The following is a 19,095-nucleotide window of genomic DNA, read 5'->3' as shown; positions in this document are numbered from 1 at the left end:
GGCAATCACTCAGAAAAGGCCGGGTGGTGTCGAACGCTTGCGCGGTGGCTCGAAGAAAGGCCGCTTGGCAATCTGCGCCGACATCATCAGCTTATGATATTGCAGTTCCCGCAGGGCGTATATCTCGACCCACAGATTTCGACTATCTCGATGATAGGGCCGCCGCAGCATCGCAATCGCGATATTGCGCTTCACTGAGGGCGACCACACCGCCGACGTGATGTAGCCGACCTCTGTCTTCTTGTTGTGGTAGATCAAGGCACCCGGTGCATCGATATTACCCTCGATGTCGAGCCCCACCATAGCCCATTCCGATGTTTCGGACGACTTCTCAGCCAGCAGCGCTCGTCGACCGTTGAAGTGGCCCTTGTCAAAATCGATCATCCAGTCGAGTGACAACTCGAAGGGCGAGCGCGCTCGATCTTCACGCAAAGCCTGATGCGCCGGCACGAAATCGACATTGGTGATAATGAAGCCGGCTTCTATGCGTGCAATGTCCAGCGCATGCGAACCGATCGCGCGAATGCCATATAGTTCACCGGCCGAAAACAAACGGTCCCACAGAGTCAAAGCATCGGCCGGATCGACCCAAAGCTCATAACCGAGATCGCCGGTAAAGCCGGTTCGGGAAATCATGATCTCCCGCTCCCCAAATGCAAGCTTCATCAGGCGGAAAGGCTTCAGCGTTTCGACTTCGTCAAACCCTGCGGCCTTCAACACGGCAAAGGAGCAAGGCCCCTGCAGGGAAAGAGCGGCAAGCTCCGTGGTCACTTCACGGATCGCCACATCAAAGCCCAGCGCACTGTCCAGAAGCCATGGCAGATGCCGTTCCTGACAGCACAACATGAATTCGCTGTCGTCGAGCCGGAACAATGTGCCGTCGTCCAGTACCTTGCCGTTGTCATCGCACCACACCGTATAATGCACGCCACCGACTGAGAGTTTTGTGACATTGCGTATCGTCAGCCGATTGAGATAGACGATGACGTCGGGCCCGACGATGCGGTATTTCACCATGGGGCAGAGGTCATAGACGCTCGCCTGGCTGCGGATTGCGCTGTGCTCCATGGCCTCGTCGTCGAGGGCTAGTGCCGTCGTATACCCGCCCCACGGACCCCATTGGTTGAGCCGGTTGGCAGCAGAGATGCGCTCATGAAACGGTGTCGTCTGCAGCGGTTGGCGATAATGCACACGTTGGTCGTTCATTTCAGTCCTCCCGAAGCGAGAAACCGTTCGGCTGCATTCCACCCTGCCGCACCTGAAACACCGCCACCGGGATGTGAACCCGAACCAGCAAGCCAAAGCCCCTCCAGAGGTGTCGCATATTGCGACACACCGATCAGGGGGCGCAGGAACAGCATGCGCTCCACGGCAAGCTCACCATGATGCCAGTTTCCGCCCACGAGGCCGAAGTTCTGCTCTAGGTCCGACGGCATCAAAAGCTCTGCATGGGCAACCTGTTGACCGATCCCTGGCGATTGTTCCTCAAGAACTGCAAGCGTGTTAGCCAGTAGTTTCCCCCGCGCCGCGTCCAATCCGTCCTTTGGCGCATGGGGCGCAAATTGTACGATGGCCGAAAGGACATGGCATCCATCTGGCGCGAGGCCCTCCTCGAAGGCCGAAGGAATAACCACCTCCGTCACGGGTCGCTCCGGCACTTCTCCATATTTCACCGCATTGAAGGCGTCCTCGACCGCACGGATGGAGGGCGCAATCAGCAAGCGGCTACGCAGATCCGCTCCGCGGAAATCCGGTTCTCCCGTCAGGGCCAAATGGAGTTTTGCGGCTCCACCGCGCATGCGGATGGCACGCGACCGCCGTAACAATCCGGTATCGAGATGCGCGGGGCCAACCAGTTTTTCAAAAGTGGTCCGAGGATTGATCGCCGACATGACAGTATCAGCCGAGATCTGCGCTCCGTTTTCCAGCAGCACGCCGCGTATGCGATCTTCTGCAACAATCACGCTCTTGACCGGCGCATTGAGATGAATCTCGACGCCGAGAGTCTTGACCGCTTCAGCCATAGACTCAGTCACGGAACCCATGCCGCCTGCGGGAAGTGCCAGCCCACCTTTGCTGCCGGACGCTTCCGAGGCAAGACGATTGAGATAGAGGATCAGAGAATTGGGCGACCGCGGCCCAAGCCAAGCCCCGAGCACTGTGTCGAAGGCGATTGCGCCCTTCAACCTGTCATCTTGCAATTCGTCGTCGAGCACATCTGCGACGTTGATCAGGATCATGCGCAGAAATTCGCGGAAGCGATCGCGCCCAAGACTACGCAGCTTCAAACCGAGCCGCGCAAGCTTGACGAATTCGTTACCTGTGCCGAGCGCAAGCCGGGGCGGGGTCATGGTCTTGAAGGGCGCAAGCACATCTGCGAAGTCCATCAGCTGTGACCGCAAGGCCTTCCAGGCAACAGCATCCGCATCGGCTATGTTGCCTTTGAGCTGTTCACCGGCAGCGCCCAGCATCGAGAGATGATTGCCCGTTTTGCAAAGTGCTGTCGTGGACAGGTTTGTCGCTGCATAGCGAAGGCCGTAGTCGTCAAGGTCAAGGCCTTCGATGATGCGCGTATCCAGCATGTTGAGCAGATGCGCCACACGGCTGACCTTGAAACCTGGTGCAAATTCTTGCGTGACGGCAGCGCCGCCCACTGAGGAACCCGCCTCCATAAGGGCAACCCTCTTGCCAGCCTTGGCAAGACGGCCTGCGGCGGCGAGACCGTTGACCCCGGCGCCGATGACGATGATATCAAAGGACGGCATAGGCATCACTCATGTCGGTTGGTTGGCGGATATCGCGCAGGATCTCCGCCGCCGCATTGCGGCCCGGTGCGCCCATGACACCTCCGCCGGGATGGGCCGATGACCCGCACAGCCAGAGATCCTTGATCGGCGAGCGGTATTGTGCAGCGCCTGGTACGGGGCGGTTGAAGAGAAGCTGGTCGAATGTCAGTTCCCCTTGAAAGATGTTGCCCTCGGTGAGGCCGACTTCCGCTTCCAGTTCCCGAGGCGTGCGTATCTCGGCATGGAGCACGAGGTTCTTGAAGCCTGGTGCATAATCTTCAATCTGGTTGATGACCGCTTGGCCGAAAGCATCCCGTTCTGCATCGGTCCATTCGCTGCCTTCGATCTTTGGCGGTGCATATTGCACGAAGCAGGACATGAAATGCTTGCCTAGTGGCGTCATGGTCGGATCGATCATGGTCGGGATCATTGTGTCCTGGAAGGGATCGCGTGACCAGCGACCGGCCTTCCAGTCGTCATAGGCGCGCTCCATACGCTCGATGGAATCTGTGAAATGAAGGTCGCCGCGCATCATCGGTGCATCGTCCGGCAATGCCGTAAACTTTGGCACACCATCCAGTGCGATATTCAGCTTGCCGGAAGATCCACGGATCTTGAAGGCCTTCACACGCTTGACGAAGCTGGCGGGAAGTTCCCTTTCGTCAACAGACTTCAGGAAAGTGCGCTTGACGTCCATGTTCGAGATCACGCGCTTCGCGCGGATTTCGCTTCCGTCTGCCAAGGTCACCCCGACCGCCCGTCCGTTCTTGATCAAAATGCGCTCGATGCCCTGTCCGGCGCGGATCTCTCCACCGGATGCCTGAAGCGACTGAGACAAGGCCTGAGTAATCGCCCCCATGCCGCCGCGCGCATAGCCCCAGGCCCCCACATTGCCGTCGACATCGCCCATATAGTGATGCAGCAGCACATAGGCCGAACCGGGCGACATTGGTCCCAGGGCCGTACCGATGATGGCTGAGACGGCGAGATAGGCCTTGATCACAGGGCATTCGAAGTATTCGTCAAGGTAATCGGATATGCTCATCGTCCAGAAGCGGACCATCTCGTAGATCTGGTTTTCCGACAGGTCGAACAGTTTGCGGCCAAGGAATGCCAGTTCGGATAGATCGCGAGGCCTGAAGCTTGATGGATCCGGTGGCGTGCGCATCAGCAAAGGGCGGATAAAGCGGCAATGCCGCATCACGTCGCGCGAATAGCGGTCATAGGCTTCGGCATCGCGCGGGGAATGCCGCGCGAATTCGCGCCGATTTGCCTCGTGATCGCGGAAAGTGGCAAGATAACCACCATCCTTCTTGAGCACGGCACCACCCTCATAGGGCAGGATCTGCAGTCCGTAACGCGCAAGCTCGAGGTCGCGCATGATCTCCGGGCGAAACAGCGAGCAGACATAAGAACAGTTCGAATAGGTGAAGCCCGGATAGAGCTCGCGGGAGACCGCCGCGCCTCCGACGTAAGAGTTCTTCTCAACAACGACCACCTTCAGTCCCGAGCGGGCCAGATAGCAGGCTGTGACCAACCCATTGTGTCCACCCCCGGCAATGATCGCGTCGTATTCCTGCATGAGATCCATACCTGTTGCGAGCTGTCGCGCCCATCTCGAATTATTTTGACTGAATTGTCAATCAAAATGAGAAAGCGGATTGAAAGGCTGTTGCATATGGGGTTCACGTGCTAATGAAGCCGCCAATGCAGGAGCAGCTGAATGGATGAAGTGTCAGCCGAACGAATGGAAGAACCGCCAGTCGCCCCACGAAAGGCCTCACGCGAGGCACGTCGTCTGCAACTCATCGAAGCGACGATCGATACGCTGGCGACAGAAGGGTATTCGCGGACAACATTGACGAATGTTGCCGCCCGAGCAGGGCTGTCCCACGGACTGGTCATCTTTCACTTTCAATCCAAGGAAGGCCTGCTCACGGAAACGCTGCTCTATCTTGCAGAGGAATACCGACAGAACTGGCGCCGGGCCGTGGCTGCCGCAGGCGAGAGCCCTGCGGCCCAGCTGTCAGCCTTGATCGGGGCTGATTTTTTGCCGGAGATCTGCAATCCCGTGCGGTTATCCGCGTGGTGCGCCTTTTGGGGAGAAGCGCAGAGCCGACCGATCTACCAGCAGAAATGCGGCTCCAATGACCTCGATTATATTCACGCGCTGGAGGACATCTGCGCGCGCCTGGTGGAGACCGGCGGCTATGCCGGAGACGCCAGGCGTATCGCCCGCATCCTGCGCGTGACGATCGAGGGGGTGTGGCTCGATCTGATGATCATGAACACGCCTTTTGACAGGCAGGATGGTCTGAAGACGGTGTTCACCTGTGCGGCGGCATTCTTCCCGGCGCATTTCACGGAGGAGGGCTTAGAGAAGCCAGAGGGCTGACAGACAGATCCCTTAGCCTAACGGCGCGGATCCTCTTCAAGCGCCTTGACGAAACTGTCGAGTTCACTCTTGTCGATGGACACGAGATTGTCTCTGCCCGGAAATGCGCCCGACCTGACGTCTGCGACAAACTCCGAAAATGCTGCGATGCGCTCGCGTTGAAGTCGGTCATATTCCTCGGCGAAATTGCGATAGGCCTTCGAGTGTCGGGGGCGACGGCCGCGATTGGTGCCGAGGACATCCTCGCCGAATAGATATTGTGCATGGCAACCGGAGCCTGCACCCATGGAGATCATGAAGAGCGATGTCCGATGGCTGATCTCTGCGGCCACATCCTCGGCTACGACTTCGATCTCTGCGGCAAAGGCGCCGGCATCCTCCAGGGCTTTGACCTGGCGCCAGACTTCCCGCGCGCTGTCTGCGGTTTTTCCAACGGCTGTAAAGCCTCCGGTCCATGTGGCTTTGGATGGGATCAAGCCGACGTGGCCACAAACAGGAATGCCTTCCTCCCGCAATCGCCAGATCGTACCAAGGCTCGCTGCGCAATAGACTGCGTCCGCGCCCGCCTTCATCGCAGCGAATGAGGCGCGCATGTAATCTTCCACTGTAACGTAGTCTCCGTATTCCAGGCCGGCGATAACGAAGCAGCTTGGAGCGGCATCTCGAAAATCCTGGCCAAGCAGGGATGGCGGTACCGATAAAAGATCGACGCAGGCATTTTCCGCTGCAGCCGCCTCTTCAAGCGTCGCTACGCGTAGCATCGTCAGCTGGCGTTGACCTTTGATGGACAGGAGTTCGGCAACGGTCGGTCTGCCTCTGGACATGTTCGTTCTTCCTGCCTGCCGCATCATTTCACCTGATCGATCCTTCGACTATGTTCCAGTCAAAAATAGAATATTAGCTGATTAAAATAACCGTCGGGTAAATGCGGAACAGGCAATTCTTTATAATTATGCGTCACATCGACCCAAACGTCTCGCGCGGTCATTCAGAGAGCATTGGGCGCTGGTCTCATTTCTGAAACTTGACAGTCGTTTTTGCCACAGGGAATCCGAACTTGGTAACGAGCGCTGTATTCAGCATTTTACCGTTTTTGCCGAGCACCATCTTGTCCCAGAAGCGTACCTGGTTCTTGCGGTTTTCAGAATCCAGAAAAACCAGATAGGTAAAGCGGGCCGTATTACCCTCTATGCGCACTTTCACCTTTCCGCTGACGTCTTCCCTTGTGCCGGAATAGGTCGATGGGCCGGTCTTGGTGAAGCGCCAAGTCTTGCGGTCGCGCTCGCCGTCCGAATAGAGGAAATCTTCGCGCAAAGTCAGAATCTTGCCATTCCAGCGTCCGGTCAGATCGACCGTGAAATCGCGCTTGATCCCATTGATCGCGCTGAACTGACCTGTCGCTGATGTCTTGCCGGTAAAGTATCCTTCCAGCGTGAAGTCTTTCGCTATGGCGATTTGCGGGCTTATTAGGCCGATTGCGATCAGAAGCAGAAGGTGACGAAGCGTGGCAAACATGGACGATCCTCCTCGATATATCTGGAATACGTGACGACGCGTGTTTCGGATCATCGCCCTTCACCACTCAATGGCCGAGCCGTCATAAGCGTAGAAGCCACCGCTCTGTTGCGGGGCCAAATGATCCAGCACGGACAGCATGCGGCGCGCGCTGTCTTCGGGACTGAGGCGGGTTGCGCCGGCGCCATATCGCTCTGACAGACTGGTCGCGACAGTTCCTGGATGAAGACATGCAACCACTGCCTCGGGGAGGCTGCGCGCGATCTCGATGGCAGCCGTATGAACGATCTGGTTGAGGGCAGCCTTAGAGGCGCGATAGGAAATCCAGCCCCCCAGACGGTTGTCGCCAATCGAACCCACGCGGGCGGAAAGAAATCCGGTGACCGATCGTCGTTCCCTGGCCAATAGCGGGGTGAAGTAACGCAGCACCAAAGCCGGACCGATGGCATTCAAGACGAATTGATCCAGCATGGCCTCGCCACGAATGGAACGGATTGTCTTCTCCGGCCCGATACCATCGATGGTCAGTGCCCCCGTGGCGCACAGGATGAGGTCGAAAGTGATGCCCTCAGCAGCCAGCTTTTCAGCGGCTTGCGCTATGCTGCTTTCATCACAAAGGTCGAATCCGTTATCACGACGGGAAAGACGGATTAGCTTTGCACAACGAGGGTCATTTTCCAATGTTGCGGCAAATGCGGAGCCAATGCCCCCTGACGCACCAATGACAAGAGCGATGTAGCCAGAGTTCAGCGAACTCATGCTCTTCGTCATGTTTACCTCCGAAAAATTGCTCAGCCTCACGATCCAAATGGGCAGCTCAAGCGTTACCTATTTTAGAACTACGCGAAAGGCATCGCATCTGGATCACTCGGGAGACTCCATCATGACGTTTCGTATTGCTCTCTTCGGCATCGTTGCCATGATTGCCAGTCAGTTTTCAGGGGTAGCGTTCGCCGATGAGAAGTACACATCGGCTGATATCAAGGGTGATATCGTCGGGCGCCGCATTTTCCTTGCAGCGCCTTTTGGAGGGGAGTTTCCGTTAAACTATCGCACCAATGGACAAGTGGATGGTGATGGAAAAGCTCTGGGTCTCGGGCGGCTTGCGAAGCCAAATGACAAAGGTCGCTGGTGGATCGATGGCGACCGGCTTTGTCAGCAGTTCACCACCTGGTACAAGGGGGAGCCGATGTGCTTTGAATTGTACCGGACAGGCCAGAACACGCTCAAATGGATCCGCAACAACGGCCAGACCGGTACGGCGCGGATCGGTCAGGCACTCTGACCCGGCAATTCGGGGGGCAAAGCCTGCCCCGGTGTGAATGGCCAGTTGTATAGGGTAGCCTGTCAGTCCCCGTCAGCTTCTTCTTGTTTTTCTGTATTTGCAGCGTTCTGGGCGTCAGGCTTGTAGACGACGAACAATTGATAGGCGGCATAGCCGGCGGCAGCGAAAAACAGCACGGCCCAACCTGTTGCACCGTTCGACAATTCCACCAGCGCCCAGGCCGCTGGTACGACGACTGTCAGAACGCGCCGCCAGACCGGCTTGAAGAACGGATGTTGTGGATCCAGAATTTGCAAGTCTACTCCTTGTCCAGCCCGATACCTGGGGCAACGGCTTCCAGTCACGTTAAGCGCAGATCCAATAGCCGAGTCGGTTGCTGATGTCCTTACTTTGTTCGGTATCAACCACGATATAGTCGTTATAGCTCTGCTATGTGGAAATTTCCAAACTCGTGGCGAATCCTGTGCGAAATCGGCGCTGTCGTGTGTTTCCTGACATGCGGGCTGGCGGATGTTGCGCTTGAATGCCATGACTGGCGTGCTGAGGGACGCCCTGGATATGCAAACGACGTTCACGATGAAACGGATAAACGGTCGAAATACTCCAAGCCGACGATTGGTCCCGGCTCTTCACAGGAAAAACCAGAACGCCACAGTGCTGAAGTTCGGCTGGGAGGACCTATTGAATACTCGCGGTAAAACCAGGATCGGCGCTCACTCTATCGGAGAACAAGACCACTGCACCTTGTATAAGGGCAGCCCACATTGTCAGCGACAAAATTAAAGCCAGCACCAAACTGCGAGCACGATATGTCATCACGATCCTCATAAGCCGGAGATCACTATGCCAGCAAAAGGTTTCGTGAATCTGAACGGACAAGGATGGCGGCTTGTTCCTTTGAATGACCGGGTGGACAATTCGCATTTGCTCGTACTCCGGCTCGCGGAAAGCCTGATCTTACGGTCGGATCACGTGTATCAGAGGCTAAAAAGTGACGCTCACAAGATGTGCGAAGATTTGCTGCAAATCAGCTGATAGTTCCGGATCGTAAGTATGCAGTCTTGGCTGGGTGGGCTCCTTTGTCGGCCTGACCCTGAGCGTTACTCCTTCTCCGCCTCGGTCGACAATCAAGAAGCCATGCTGAAACGCTGCTTTTGCGATTTCCATTCCTGCCTTGGTCCGCAGTCCGAGCTTCAAGATATCAAGGTCTGGCGGCAAGCCGAGTCGGCCACCCATCGGCATTTTGCCAGAGTAAGGTATGTCGTTGGAAAGAGCATCACGGTCGAATGCATATGCTGGATATTGAAATTTTGGTGCCAGGAGCTTGGGCGGCACAGTGATCGCAATGGCATGATTGATGCCAGTTTCAATCTCACTGTCGAGGATGGCGCCTGCATAGCTGGGCAACATAGAAGCCGTCTGGCCTCTCTGCCAACCGTCGCCCAAGCTATCTTCATCGGTGACGGAATAAGAGAGTGCCACCAGCGTTAAGTCAGACAAAACGATAGTCGCATAGGTCTCAAGAATGCCGCCGTTCGGCTGGCGCACGGCCATATGGCCATCGGCGCCAGTCGCTGGCACCATACCTGAAGCTGGTACATGATACATAGCCGCCTCCGACGAAGGCGCAGTCAGCACATTATACGACTCTGGCATCGTCCACTCATCGACAGATGTGGAAGAAAATACATTTCCAGAATAGGGAAACACCGATGACGAGGACGTCAGAATATCAGCTTCCACGGCGGGATCGTTCCCGATGCGGTGCCAGGCACCCGAATACACCGCGCCCCAAGCCAACGGATTGTAGAGAATGCGGACTTTAGGATCGCCTTCCTTTGCCTGATGGAAGGGAACAACCCAATACCCGTTCGGATCCCATGTATCCAAACCAACAGGAAGGCCCAAAGCAATATTGGTGGAACCGAAACTCGCCGTTGTCGGCATCGCGACGTTCCAGGGTGAATTTTCCGAAAACAGAGTTTCGGCTTTGGCGGGAACCATACCATACAGCGGCAGGGCGAGACTGATTGTCAGCGCCAATAGGCTTCCATAAGATGTGTGTTTGCGCCTCCTAATAAAGTGAAGAAAACGATAAGCATACATCTCAATCCCACCCAGATCTTCTCATAATTGACATCAAATACGGCCCGCCAAGGCAAAACAACGGGACACGCAAAGCTGCCAAACCGTTCCTGTCGCATTCCTGTCCGGCCAAAGCCAGTTTATGCCGTTCATATTATCTCACGCTCAGCCTGCTCCAGCCACTAAGGCATAATTCAATGTCGAAATGGCTGATGTTGCAGCTCGTGTGGTCTTAGCGTGATATACCGAAGTCATCGTCCCACCGGCGATGTCCCAATCAGGACGAGCAGCAAGCAATGGTCCGCGTCTGCCGCGAACTTGACCGTCTCGAACCGGCCGCCATCTTGCGACGCGACCGCTTTACTTAATCTCATTGTCGCGCCCTAATTCTCCAGCTGCAGTTTGACGCCATTCAGCGTAACCTTCACCAAATCGCCTGGACGCAGTTGCGTGTTTTCGCTCGCAGCAATTTCATCTGTCACGCCGTTATCCGTGCGAAGTATCTTGTAATCGTAGAGGACATCGCTCGTCGAACCCGCGATGGCGCCGGCTGCTGGTGCATTCGTCAGCGCTTCCAGCATAAGGCCGGCATACATTTTCAGTTTCAGTTCATTTTCTGTCAGTGCAGCATTGCTCCGCTGGAGTTCCGCGATCACCTCGGTCTTGTGATTATTGTCGAGATCGATGAGATCGGAGGCTATTTTGCTGATTTCCTGCTTGGCACGTACAGTTGCCGTGTCGATATCCAGAAGTTTGCTTTCCGTGTCAGAAGCGGTTAATTCCAGCCCCAGTACACGCGAGCTGACGAGCAAACCTTGTTCAGCCAATTTTCCAGCGCGTTCAAGTTCTGTATTGATCAGTTCCATCTCCCGTGCCTGCGAGTCCTTTTTTTTAGCAAGTGACGCGACCTCGTTTTGATAGAGAACCTTCGCTTCTTCCAGGGAACTGCGGTGAAGGGAAAGGCTTTCCTTGCGCGACTGCATGAGCACCTTTTCCTGGGCTACCAAATCTTGCAACTCTGGCTGTGAACCGGCTTCCTTGTCTATCCTCGAATCGAATGCTGCGTCTTCGTTTGCAAGTTCAGCCTTTAGTCTGGCAACCTGAACGAGCAGTCGTTGGCGCTCAGCGGCCAGCACATCATGACCGCCTTTCGCGTTCAGAAAATCCCTTTCAAAACGTTGATCACCTCTGGTTGACTGGCGCATTCCGCCGGCCAAGCTGATCGCCTTCAGCACAGTCATTTCAGGGTCAAAGGGGTACCGCCCAGGAGACTGTACCGTGCCGGCTACGAAAATTGGTCTAAATTCCAGCACTTCCACTGACGTTGCTGGAGCCTCAATCAGACCAAGCTTGTTTTTGACATTCGTCGATATCGTCGTCGCCACGGATTGCGTGGTCTGGCCCTGGGCTTGCACCTCCCCGGCGAAGGGAAGCGAAATCGTACCGGACATACCGACAGTAAATTCACCGTTCAAAGCGGGCCATTCTCGAAACGTCGTCGCGCCCGATGGCCAATCAACGACGCGGATTACAAGCTTGTCCAATGGGCCAAGCTTGTAATCGGCCGCCGCCGCATGCCCCGCAACAACCAGCGTCATGACCCCGAGAAAAAGTGCCAGATATCCATAGGACCTCTGCCAAAGATCGACACCCGAGACGCCTCTAATTGGCAACTTGGCTCTTTGCTCACTCATGCGGCACTCCAATAGATTGTTCCATCGATGAAAGTTCAACATCAGTCCGTGATCATCCATTTCGTCTGGGATATGTATTTGTAGGCGTCGGTTGCACTACGGTTTGGTTGCCGTTGAATAGAGTTCATTGGAGTTGCGTCGCGCGACAGCTGGGATCATGCCCAGAAGCCGTTGGCGGACTGAATAGTAGACGGTCTCGAGCGCGAGCACTTGTGCTCTGAGAGATAATGCCGGGCGCTCTATGAAATTCCACGAAAACCAGGCGACGGCAAGCGCGCTTAGAAGGCCGACAGCAGCCGTTAACCAAGCATTTTGCAGGTCGGGAAAGAGCGCTACGAATGCCTGCTGAAGGGTCCAGTGATAGAGGTATAGTCCATAGGACAAATCTGTCAGCCGACTAAACCAGCTTCTTTTGAAGTCGATCAGGCCTATATAGATCGTCACATATACAACCGCTGGGATCGCCAGGTATTCGCCGTTCCAGCTGGCATCCAGCAGGAAAACGGACAGGACGCTGGAGGCAACAAGCAGCGCAGGATGAGCGGGAATGCGGTCGCGAAACTGATAGGCAGAGACGCCACCCAGGAAGTAGAACATCAACACCCAGCCGGATATGTTCGATACTCCCGCTGCCGCATCAGGTTTCACCAATCGGAATGCCCAATAGGCGCAAACCAAGGCTACGAGGGCGATCGGCCCGACCCAGCGCTTTTCTTTCAATCCAATGACGGTAAGGCACGATAGCAGAAGATAGCAATAGAGCTCGTAAGGCACTGTCCACAACTGGGCATTTACGATGCCGGGATCGGGCACATTCAGGAAAACGCCTGGAAGCCAGTAACTGATATGCCCAGTGACATTTCCAACATATCGGACAAATTGCGGGTCGGTGAAATAACTTGCAAGCGGCAACTCGGTGAAGAAGGGCCCGAGGACGAAGGCGGACAGAAGCACCTCAGCAATGAGCGCGGGGTAGATGCGAATAGCTCGTAGTCCTAGAAAGCTGACCAGTGTTCGGCAGCGCTCCATACTACCGGCGACGAGGAAGCCGCTGAGCACGAAGAACATCGGTAGCAGGACGCGCAAAAATGCCCGCAATTCTGTCTGCCATAGGGAGAGATCGAGATCTTCGCCATAGGTTATGCGGATGGAGTGATACAATGTTATCAGAATGGCAAGACCGATGCGCATATAGTCAAAGCCGGATGGTCTACCGCCCGCCCTGTCCAGCATGCCGGCGAACGTAGATTGAACATGGGTCATGATGCAGGCTCCCTCATTGGGTGACATGTTGATATGCACAAGGCTCTAAGCTCCCTTGGGCCGTAGCGACAAAATGAGATGTTCCAGCTTGCGTAAGCCGCTCTCTGGTATGGCGAGCGATGCAAAGGCCGCAAGGGCCCTCAGATCGGTTAAAAACATCTGCGGGCGCAACTTGAAGGCATGGGCGAGCATGGCGCAGGCTCGGTCGTTTTTACCTGCGATGACAGCCTTACGAGCCGCAATCCTGTAATGTTCGGCCCGCGCACGATTGATCACGTGTCGGGGCACTGCGGGCATTGAAGCGCTTATGATATCCAGCGCCATATCGGCCTGACTTACGAAACGATCGACATCGAAGGAAAGGCTCGATTTTCGCAGTCTGTAAAAGGTGAGCGGTTCCGATAGACCGACTGCTATACTGTTGGTTAGCCACAGGATGCGGCACCACATTTCATAGTCCTCACAACTGCGCAGCTCCTCGCGGAAATAACCTGCCGCCTCAAAGCATGAGCGGCGTACCACCGGGGTCGAGCCATTGCCGACGTGATTACGTGAGATCATCTCATGCAACGATGGATGGAGTGTATCGGGCCGCAACAGCCTATGAGTCGAGCTGCCATCCTCTTCTATGAATTCGGAGGCCGAATAGCTAAATCCAATGCCATGGTCACTGTCCATCAACGCGATATGCGCAGCTGCCTTGTCGCAGTGCCACAGGTCATCACCATCCAGAAAGCCGATATAGCGGCCACGTGCCTCGCGAATGCCAGTGTTTCGCGCGGCAGAAAGACCGCAATTCCTCTGACGTACAATTTTCAGCCGAATGTCGTTACGCTGAGCAGCAAGTTCTGCGAGCAATGCCGGCGTCGCGTCTGTCGAACCGTCATCGACAACAATTACTTCGATATCCCGGAAAGTTTGATCGAGTGCCGATTCAACGGCAGGAACGATGAATTCCGCGACATTGTAGGCTGGTATGACGATGCTAAGGCAGGGAATACTAGGAACCATGATACCTCCTGGGCATTGAAGAGCTTGTGAATGCTATGTCCGTGTCTGGCCTATGGTCGTGTGGCTCGAGCGCGCCGCCGATGAATGCGAAAATGTAAGAGCATGGTAGAGTAATACTGAAGAGAGATTCGTACTTGCAAAAGAACAGCAGGGTCAGCGACAGCAGAAGCAAGACTATTGCCTCGTCTCTTCGCTCACCTTTTTCACTGTTCAGTCGAATTAAGCTGGCGATGACAGTGATGCTGATTGCCACCACAAATGCGCCGAAAGCCATTATGCCGCCTGTGTAAAGCAGGCCATAGACAGTTGAGTGGCTTCCTATCGGTAATATTTCCTTCGGGTGAACTGAAGGGCCGATCCAGCCGTAGCCGAAGATGGGTGATTGCAAAAAGCCCTCGAAACTTTTTTCGTAGATTAAGTGGCGGGCAAGACTGGATCCGGCGCGCACTCCATCGACCCGATCCTGTATCGAGAGCAGAAAGTTGATCCAGTCGACGTCTGCTACACTTATGAAAAAAAGAGCAACAAGAGCGAGTGTTATAAAAAGAAGCCTTAATGGAAGAGATACCTTGAGCCAGATCCAGCCGAGGGCACACAACAGCATCGCACCGAGCGCGAGCCGACTCCAACTGAAAACGACACCCACTATACCGCCAGCCATACCCATTAGCCGGAGACGCCAATCCTTCTCCAAGAGGCTGATCATGGTGATCCCAATGCCGCCCAAACCCAATGCAGTCGTGTAGGGATAGAACAGAACAAGCCGTGTTTTTAATTCGCCGAGCGTCTCTTCGGAGATGTAGATCGCTGCGGACCCATACAGCAGCGCAGCCGGACTGTGCGGGGCGATCAACATAGGTATGGTGTAACCGGAATACAGATGTGGCAATCCCAACGCCACGCCCAGCGCACCGATCAGAGCCAGTGGGATGATGATTGCCCCCAGCAAGGCGACAGAGCGTATGATCAACCGGCTGGATAGACCGTGCGCGGCGCCCGCCCAAATCGCGAGGCCACCCATTATCCAGCCGAAAACGCCAAAGCCGAATAGCTGTGCGACGCCTGTGACAGGCTCCTCACGCCAGACCCCAGCAAGAACAGAGGCCGTGAACTGGAACAGCCCAATTGAAATCCAGCTTATGGCGACAAGGCGTGCCAGAAAGCCGACCGGCGCACGAGCATATGCCAGAGTAACAATGACTGCTGCCTGCACGAGCGTCAGCAATCCCGCCGCCCAAAACAAGACTGTGGACGTCAACATGAGCGCATAGAGGCTTTGGTCAGCAACGAGTTCAGGCAAGCCAAATTTCACTCTCGGGTTTTGAACCGTCATAGAGCTTCCCCTGCTCCGAGTGCGACGGACCCAGTCTGCTTGTTATGGAGAGTCAGTGCGTATTCGACGACCGCCAGCGAGATGAAAAAGCACGCCAGGGCAACAATGTGTCCGAGCAGTCCACCAGAAACCGTCGCAACGCCAACGACTACAAATCCCACGATGGCTCTCGCCGCCGTCAGCCAATTGGCATAGCTGATGGCACCTCTCGCCTTTAGGTGTGTTTCAATACAAACGACAACATAGCGTGCAGGCACAGATGACATTAAAATTGCAGCGAAGAACCAGAGATCGCCAACCTTGAACACGTAAATACCCATCGGAACCGCAACAGCAGTGACCACAATGGCAAGCAGTGCACCCAGCCGCAGCATCGATCTGATGAGCCCTCTGAAATAGGCGTCGTCTCCCGTGACGATCTTGGGGTAAACGGACTGCAGATTTGCCCAGCCGGGTGTATCGCTGGCCGTCAATAACTGACGACAAATGCCGAGCACACCGAGATCGCTTCGTCCGAGGATATGGGCGCTCAGAAGAAGGATCATCGTATCGCTTGCCACCAGAACAGCGTCGGAGAACAGATAGCGCAAGCCGCTACGCAAGTGGCCGAAAGCCTGTCCAAACGCGCTGAAATCATGGGGTAGAAGCATATAGGGTATCGCTATACCGAGCATTCTGAAGGCCAACACCACAAGGCAAAAATTACTGAAATCGTTGGAAAAGGCACCTGCTACGAGGCCCAGGCTATTGAGGGCCGGCGCAATGATGCTCTGCGCCTCCTTCCCTTGAAGCACCTGAAGTGCGTTCATCACATTGCATTGCGCGAAATACGGTGCCGATAAAGCGATCGCCGAGAGCTGAAGCTGTTCTGCCGGGTTGTGACCGAAGACCATGCCGAACATGAGCGCGATGATCACAATGACGGGCAATGAGGCTGCTGCAGAGACGAGCCCGATCGTATTTCGCACGCCGTTGTTCACATTGATCTGGGCAAGCCTGAAATGCAGCCCGAATGTGCCAAACAGGGCAAACAACGTAATTGGAATCGTTGCAAGTGTCAGTGTGCCGACAGCGTCGAGGCCGTAGCGGTACGCAACGACGGCAGTCAAAATAAAACCGTTGGCATTCTGCAGAAGACGAGCGAACAGGATCAGTAAAGCCGGGAGCCCGCCGTTGAAGAAGCGTTCAAAAATCGCCTGAATAGCATTGGAGGTCTTCATGCTCAAAAGCGATCCCCATAAAGTTTGCCCACCACAACCGGCATTTTGCCAACGACGCGGTGGTATGAATTGCAGTAGGATTCCGCGATTTTGGACCATGTCGGCCACGCAGACTGCTGTGCTGCTGGCTGAACGCGCCTTTCAACAGCCAACCGCAGCGCATTGTAGAGGCCATTGACGTCTCGCGGTGCAAAACGGATTGCACCACCTCCAACGACGCGAACATTCTCTGGAATATCGCTGACCACAAGGGGCAGGCCATAAGCCATGGCTTCCAGAAGCGCCATGGACATGCCCTCAAGATAAGATGGCAGCACAAACGCAGCGGCATTGCTGTAGAGTTCTTGCAGTTCGGCACCGCTACGATGACCGACAAACATAACATTGTTGCCAGCAATTTGCCTCAGATACGCGTCATAGTCGGACTGGATGCCCTTGCCGGCGATGACTAGTGCCGTTCCATCTTCAAGTCGGGCATGGGCCTCAATCAGGTCGTGACAGCCCTTTTCTGGAGTCAGGCGACTTGCAAAAAACACGTAGCGTCGGTTCTCAAGTCCAAGGCTGTCGAGAAACGGCCCACGAGGAACAGGTTTCACTGACGGCAATCCGTTCGGAATGAAGACTGTCCGCAAATTGTAACGTTCGAGAAAGTATCTCCGAAGCTCTTCGGAGACGACTGTTACCTCATCGGCATAGCGAGCAATCATGTTCTCGGCCATAGACAGGCACGACCTTGCAACCGGCCCCCACTTGTCGCGCTTTTGGTCCAGGCCGTGGACTGTGACAATTGTCGGTTGTGCAAAAAGGCGCGTTACGGCGGACAGCATTCCCGGTCCGATGGCATGCAGGTGGATCACGTCGTATCGGCCCATTGCCCGGGCTAGCGCAATGGAACTGCGAGAAATCGTTTCAGTATGTTTGCCGCCAATGCTGGGAACCCTGACTACATTAAGGCCGGGCAGATCGATAGAAGCCGGACAGTCAGAAGCAAAAACGTCCACCGTGTGACCAAGCGCAACAAGTTCGGGCGAGACGGCATCGAGCACCCGCTCGATGCCGCCGTATGATGTACCAATCCCTCTTGATCCGATCATTGCGATTTTCATGACTGCCCCCTTTGGTGATCGTTAAAGTCAAGCCACGTTGCCCGGTCGAAAACTCTTATTATCGTGGGCGGTGCCGCTTTCCTGTTGCCAGAGGAAGGTCATTTTCACCTGCCGCACACACACCAGCCAGCCCAGGATCAGGATCGCTACCGCCGTGAAGAATGCGAGGAGGAACCCTGTCGCTGCGATAACCATTCGGTGGCTCGTGGGTCTGCTTGGCACCTCAGGCTTGTCCATCAGCTTCACATTCGATTGCCGGGCCTGGGCAACGGCTTCCGTTGACTTTCGTTCGCCGAGCGTTTGGAGAATCTGTTCGTATTGACGCTCTTTCACATCCTGGCGGAGTTTGAGGTCATCAAGTTCCCCCTCTTGGCTGTTGAGCGCCCTTAGATCTTGGCGAAGAACGGCCATATGCGTCTTCAGTCCGGCGGTTCGGGCACGGGCAGAACTGAGCGCCTGCTCTAACCTGTTCAACTCCTGCTGCAGGTTATCCGCATTTTCACCGCGCCTTACGATCACTTCTGCGCCGTTCGTTCTGCGTACAGAATCGGCTGGAAGTAAATTGAGCTGTTCGGACACCGTAGCGCGACGGGCTTCCGTTTCCGTCGCTCCCACTTCTGTCACCTGAAGATCGCGCTCAAGATCTGAGATTTGACGAAGGAGCAGTTCGCGTTGCAAGGGAAAGTCTGAGATGCCCGACCTGGTTCGGAAACTTGAAAGCGCCGTCCGCACCTTTTGCAGTTCGGCCCCCTCGGCCTCGGCCTGTTGTGCCAGAAGGACCGCTTGTCTGTCTGAGAATAGAAAGGAACGGCGTACGAAGTAGAAGTCGATTAACTTCGCAACGAACTCTGCCGCCAGATCGCGATCGGAGTTTTCGTAGGAGATGGTAATCACGTTTCCGCTGCGCCCGGAGTCAACATGCAGAGACTGCCAAACCGCGCGGCGGGCCGAAGCCGATTGTTGCCTTTCCCGATTACCGTCCGCGCTATACCCTGAAATGGCGTTGAAAACACTTGCGAACGCTGACCTTAATAGGCCCGGACCATTGCTTAGCTGAGGGTAAAGCCGCTCAACGCCTATCGAGTTAATGGCCTCGTCAATAACAATTCCGCTCGTCAGGATGGCAACCTCAGCCGACATGTAAGCGTCGCGGTCCATCGAGGACTGAAATGAATTATTGTTCGTACCGACTACGCTGCGAGAGGCGTAATCATCGGACAGAAAAACGAGCAGATTTGCATTTGTTCGGTATCGAGAGGGCGTCTTTCCGACGACCACAAGCGTCATGCTAACAATAGCCAGTGACGCCAATATCGCCAAAAGCCAATATCTCTTGGGAATCAAAAACAGAGACCAGCCAGAACTTCCCTTTGTCCGCACTCTTCGAATGACGGTTGCGTCA

The 19,095-nt window shown here is 55.3% G+C and carries 17 protein-coding genes; 2 read left to right on the top strand and 15 right to left on the bottom strand.

The genetic code is table 11. From position 1 onward, the window contains the following. Positions 1-9: 9 nt before the first annotated feature. Genes ACWPM9_RS19690 through ACWPM9_RS19680 form a run of 3 tightly spaced genes read right to left on the bottom strand, consistent with a single transcriptional unit; the run spans position 10 to position 4,368 of the window. Positions 10-1,206, bottom strand: a complete 1,197-nt coding sequence (locus ACWPM9_RS19690; RefSeq protein ID WP_484756238.1) for an aminomethyl transferase family protein — start codon at positions 1,204-1,206, stop codon at positions 10-12. Further along, positions 1,203-2,765: a phytoene desaturase family protein gene (locus tag ACWPM9_RS19685; RefSeq protein WP_484756237.1), complete on the bottom strand. Its 1,563-nt coding sequence runs from the start codon at positions 2,763-2,765 to the stop codon at positions 1,203-1,205. Before ACWPM9_RS19685 ends, ACWPM9_RS19690 begins: the two co-directional genes overlap by 4 nt. After that, the gene (locus ACWPM9_RS19680) at positions 2,752-4,368 is read right to left on the bottom strand and encodes a phytoene desaturase family protein (protein WP_484756236.1); all 1,617 of its coding nucleotides are present in this window, start codon (positions 4,366-4,368) and stop codon (positions 2,752-2,754) included. Before ACWPM9_RS19680 ends, ACWPM9_RS19685 begins: the two co-directional genes overlap by 14 nt. 141 nt (positions 4,369-4,509) lie before the next feature. Here ACWPM9_RS19680 and ACWPM9_RS19675 point away from each other — a divergent pair, with 141 nt between their 5' ends. Beyond that, the gene (locus tag ACWPM9_RS19675; protein WP_484756235.1) at positions 4,510-5,181 is read left to right on the top strand and encodes a TetR family transcriptional regulator C-terminal domain-containing protein; all 672 of its coding nucleotides are present in this window, start codon (positions 4,510-4,512) and stop codon (positions 5,179-5,181) included. 17 nt (positions 5,182-5,198) lie between these two features. On the opposite strand, the gene ACWPM9_RS19670 is transcribed toward ACWPM9_RS19675, so the two are convergent. From ACWPM9_RS19670 to ACWPM9_RS19660, 3 genes are all read right to left on the bottom strand, one after another. Continuing rightward, complete coding sequence (locus ACWPM9_RS19670; RefSeq protein WP_484756234.1) at positions 5,199-6,005, bottom strand: 3-methyl-2-oxobutanoate hydroxymethyltransferase; 807 nt, start codon at positions 6,003-6,005, stop codon at positions 5,199-5,201. A 187-nt stretch (positions 6,006-6,192) separates the two neighbouring features. Beyond that, a complete protein-coding gene (locus ACWPM9_RS19665; RefSeq protein ID WP_484756233.1) occupies positions 6,193-6,696 on the bottom strand; it encodes a DUF3833 family protein in 504 nt (167 codons plus the stop codon). A 60-nt stretch (positions 6,697-6,756) separates the two neighbouring features. Then, entirely contained in the window at positions 6,757-7,467 is a 711-nt protein-coding gene (locus tag ACWPM9_RS19660; RefSeq protein ID WP_484756232.1) for an SDR family NAD(P)-dependent oxidoreductase, read from the bottom strand. Between the two features lie 112 nt (positions 7,468-7,579). On the opposite strand from ACWPM9_RS19660, the gene ACWPM9_RS19655 reads away from it, so the two are divergent. Continuing rightward, complete coding sequence (locus tag ACWPM9_RS19655) at positions 7,580-7,981, top strand: hypothetical protein (protein WP_428186303.1); 402 nt, start codon at positions 7,580-7,582, stop codon at positions 7,979-7,981. 62 nt (positions 7,982-8,043) lie between these two features. Here the strand turns inward: ACWPM9_RS19655 and ACWPM9_RS19650 are convergent, their stop codons facing one another. From ACWPM9_RS19650 to ACWPM9_RS19610, 9 genes are all read right to left on the bottom strand, one after another. Continuing rightward, positions 8,044-8,277, bottom strand: coding sequence for a hypothetical protein (locus tag ACWPM9_RS19650; RefSeq protein WP_428186302.1), 234 nt, complete (start codon positions 8,275-8,277; stop codon positions 8,044-8,046). Between the two features lie 688 nt (positions 8,278-8,965). Beyond that, entirely contained in the window at positions 8,966-10,087 is a 1,122-nt protein-coding gene (locus tag ACWPM9_RS19645) for a hypothetical protein (RefSeq protein ID WP_484756231.1), read from the bottom strand. A gap of 362 nt (positions 10,088-10,449) precedes the next feature. Beyond that, entirely contained in the window at positions 10,450-11,760 is a 1,311-nt protein-coding gene (locus ACWPM9_RS19640) for a polysaccharide biosynthesis/export family protein (protein ID WP_484756230.1), read from the bottom strand. A 96-nt stretch (positions 11,761-11,856) separates the two neighbouring features. Continuing rightward, positions 11,857-13,023 (bottom strand): acyltransferase family protein, encoded by a 1,167-nt coding sequence (locus ACWPM9_RS19635; RefSeq protein ID WP_484756229.1) that lies wholly within the window; start codon positions 13,021-13,023, stop codon positions 11,857-11,859. Positions 13,024-13,068: 45 nt separating this feature from the next. Next, positions 13,069-14,034, bottom strand: coding sequence for a glycosyltransferase family 2 protein (locus tag ACWPM9_RS19630; RefSeq protein WP_484756228.1), 966 nt, complete (start codon positions 14,032-14,034; stop codon positions 13,069-13,071). Continuing rightward, positions 14,024-15,367, bottom strand: a complete 1,344-nt coding sequence (locus tag ACWPM9_RS19625; protein WP_484756227.1) for an O-antigen ligase family protein — start codon at positions 15,365-15,367, stop codon at positions 14,024-14,026. The genes ACWPM9_RS19630 and ACWPM9_RS19625 overlap by 11 nt, the downstream gene beginning before the upstream one ends. Next, a complete protein-coding gene (locus tag ACWPM9_RS19620; RefSeq protein ID WP_484756226.1) occupies positions 15,364-16,695 on the bottom strand; it encodes a lipopolysaccharide biosynthesis protein in 1,332 nt (443 codons plus the stop codon). Before ACWPM9_RS19620 ends, ACWPM9_RS19625 begins: the two co-directional genes overlap by 4 nt. Further along, positions 16,590-17,693 (bottom strand): glycosyltransferase family 4 protein, encoded by a 1,104-nt coding sequence (locus tag ACWPM9_RS19615; RefSeq protein ID WP_484756225.1) that lies wholly within the window; start codon positions 17,691-17,693, stop codon positions 16,590-16,592. The genes ACWPM9_RS19620 and ACWPM9_RS19615 overlap by 106 nt, the downstream gene beginning before the upstream one ends. A 27-nt stretch (positions 17,694-17,720) precedes the next feature. Next, positions 17,721-18,980, bottom strand: coding sequence for a GumC domain-containing protein (locus tag ACWPM9_RS19610; protein ID WP_484756224.1), 1,260 nt, complete (start codon positions 18,978-18,980; stop codon positions 17,721-17,723). Positions 18,981-19,095: the final 115 nt, after the last annotated feature.

This window comes from Agrobacterium sp. H141, from assembly GCF_057158725.1.
Note: the sequence above shows the minus strand (reverse complement) of the source record. Positions and strands in the feature narration are given on the sequence as shown.

Excerpts from the sequence above, each read along its gene's own strand:
- ACWPM9_RS19690 (WP_484756238.1), bottom strand. The coding sequence starts at position 1,206 with ATGAACGACCAACGTGTGCATTATCGCCAACCGCTGCAGACGACACCG.
- ACWPM9_RS19685 (WP_484756237.1), bottom strand. The coding sequence starts at position 2,765 with ATGCCGTCCTTTGATATCATCGTCATCGGCGCCGGGGTCAACGGTCTC.
- ACWPM9_RS19680 (WP_484756236.1), bottom strand. The coding sequence starts at position 4,368 with ATGCAGGAATACGACGCGATCATTGCCGGGGGTGGACACAATGGGTTG.
- ACWPM9_RS19675 (WP_484756235.1), top strand. The coding sequence starts at position 4,510 with ATGGATGAAGTGTCAGCCGAACGAATGGAAGAACCGCCAGTCGCCCCA.
- ACWPM9_RS19670 (WP_484756234.1), bottom strand. The coding sequence starts at position 6,005 with ATGTCCAGAGGCAGACCGACCGTTGCCGAACTCCTGTCCATCAAAGGT.
- ACWPM9_RS19665 (WP_484756233.1), bottom strand. The coding sequence starts at position 6,696 with ATGTTTGCCACGCTTCGTCACCTTCTGCTTCTGATCGCAATCGGCCTA.
- ACWPM9_RS19660 (WP_484756232.1), bottom strand. The coding sequence starts at position 7,467 with ATGACGAAGAGCATGAGTTCGCTGAACTCTGGCTACATCGCTCTTGTC.
- ACWPM9_RS19655 (WP_428186303.1), top strand. The coding sequence starts at position 7,580 with ATGACGTTTCGTATTGCTCTCTTCGGCATCGTTGCCATGATTGCCAGT.
- ACWPM9_RS19645 (WP_484756231.1), bottom strand. The coding sequence starts at position 10,087 with ATGTATGCTTATCGTTTTCTTCACTTTATTAGGAGGCGCAAACACACA.
- ACWPM9_RS19640 (WP_484756230.1), bottom strand. The coding sequence starts at position 11,760 with ATGAGTGAGCAAAGAGCCAAGTTGCCAATTAGAGGCGTCTCGGGTGTC.
- ACWPM9_RS19635 (WP_484756229.1), bottom strand. The coding sequence starts at position 13,023 with ATGACCCATGTTCAATCTACGTTCGCCGGCATGCTGGACAGGGCGGGC.
- ACWPM9_RS19630 (WP_484756228.1), bottom strand. The coding sequence starts at position 14,034 with ATGGTTCCTAGTATTCCCTGCCTTAGCATCGTCATACCAGCCTACAAT.
- ACWPM9_RS19625 (WP_484756227.1), bottom strand. The coding sequence starts at position 15,367 with ATGACGGTTCAAAACCCGAGAGTGAAATTTGGCTTGCCTGAACTCGTT.
- ACWPM9_RS19615 (WP_484756225.1), bottom strand. The coding sequence starts at position 17,693 with ATGAAAATCGCAATGATCGGATCAAGAGGGATTGGTACATCATACGGC.
- ACWPM9_RS19610 (WP_484756224.1), bottom strand. The coding sequence starts at position 18,980 with ATGACGCTTGTGGTCGTCGGAAAGACGCCCTCTCGATACCGAACAAAT.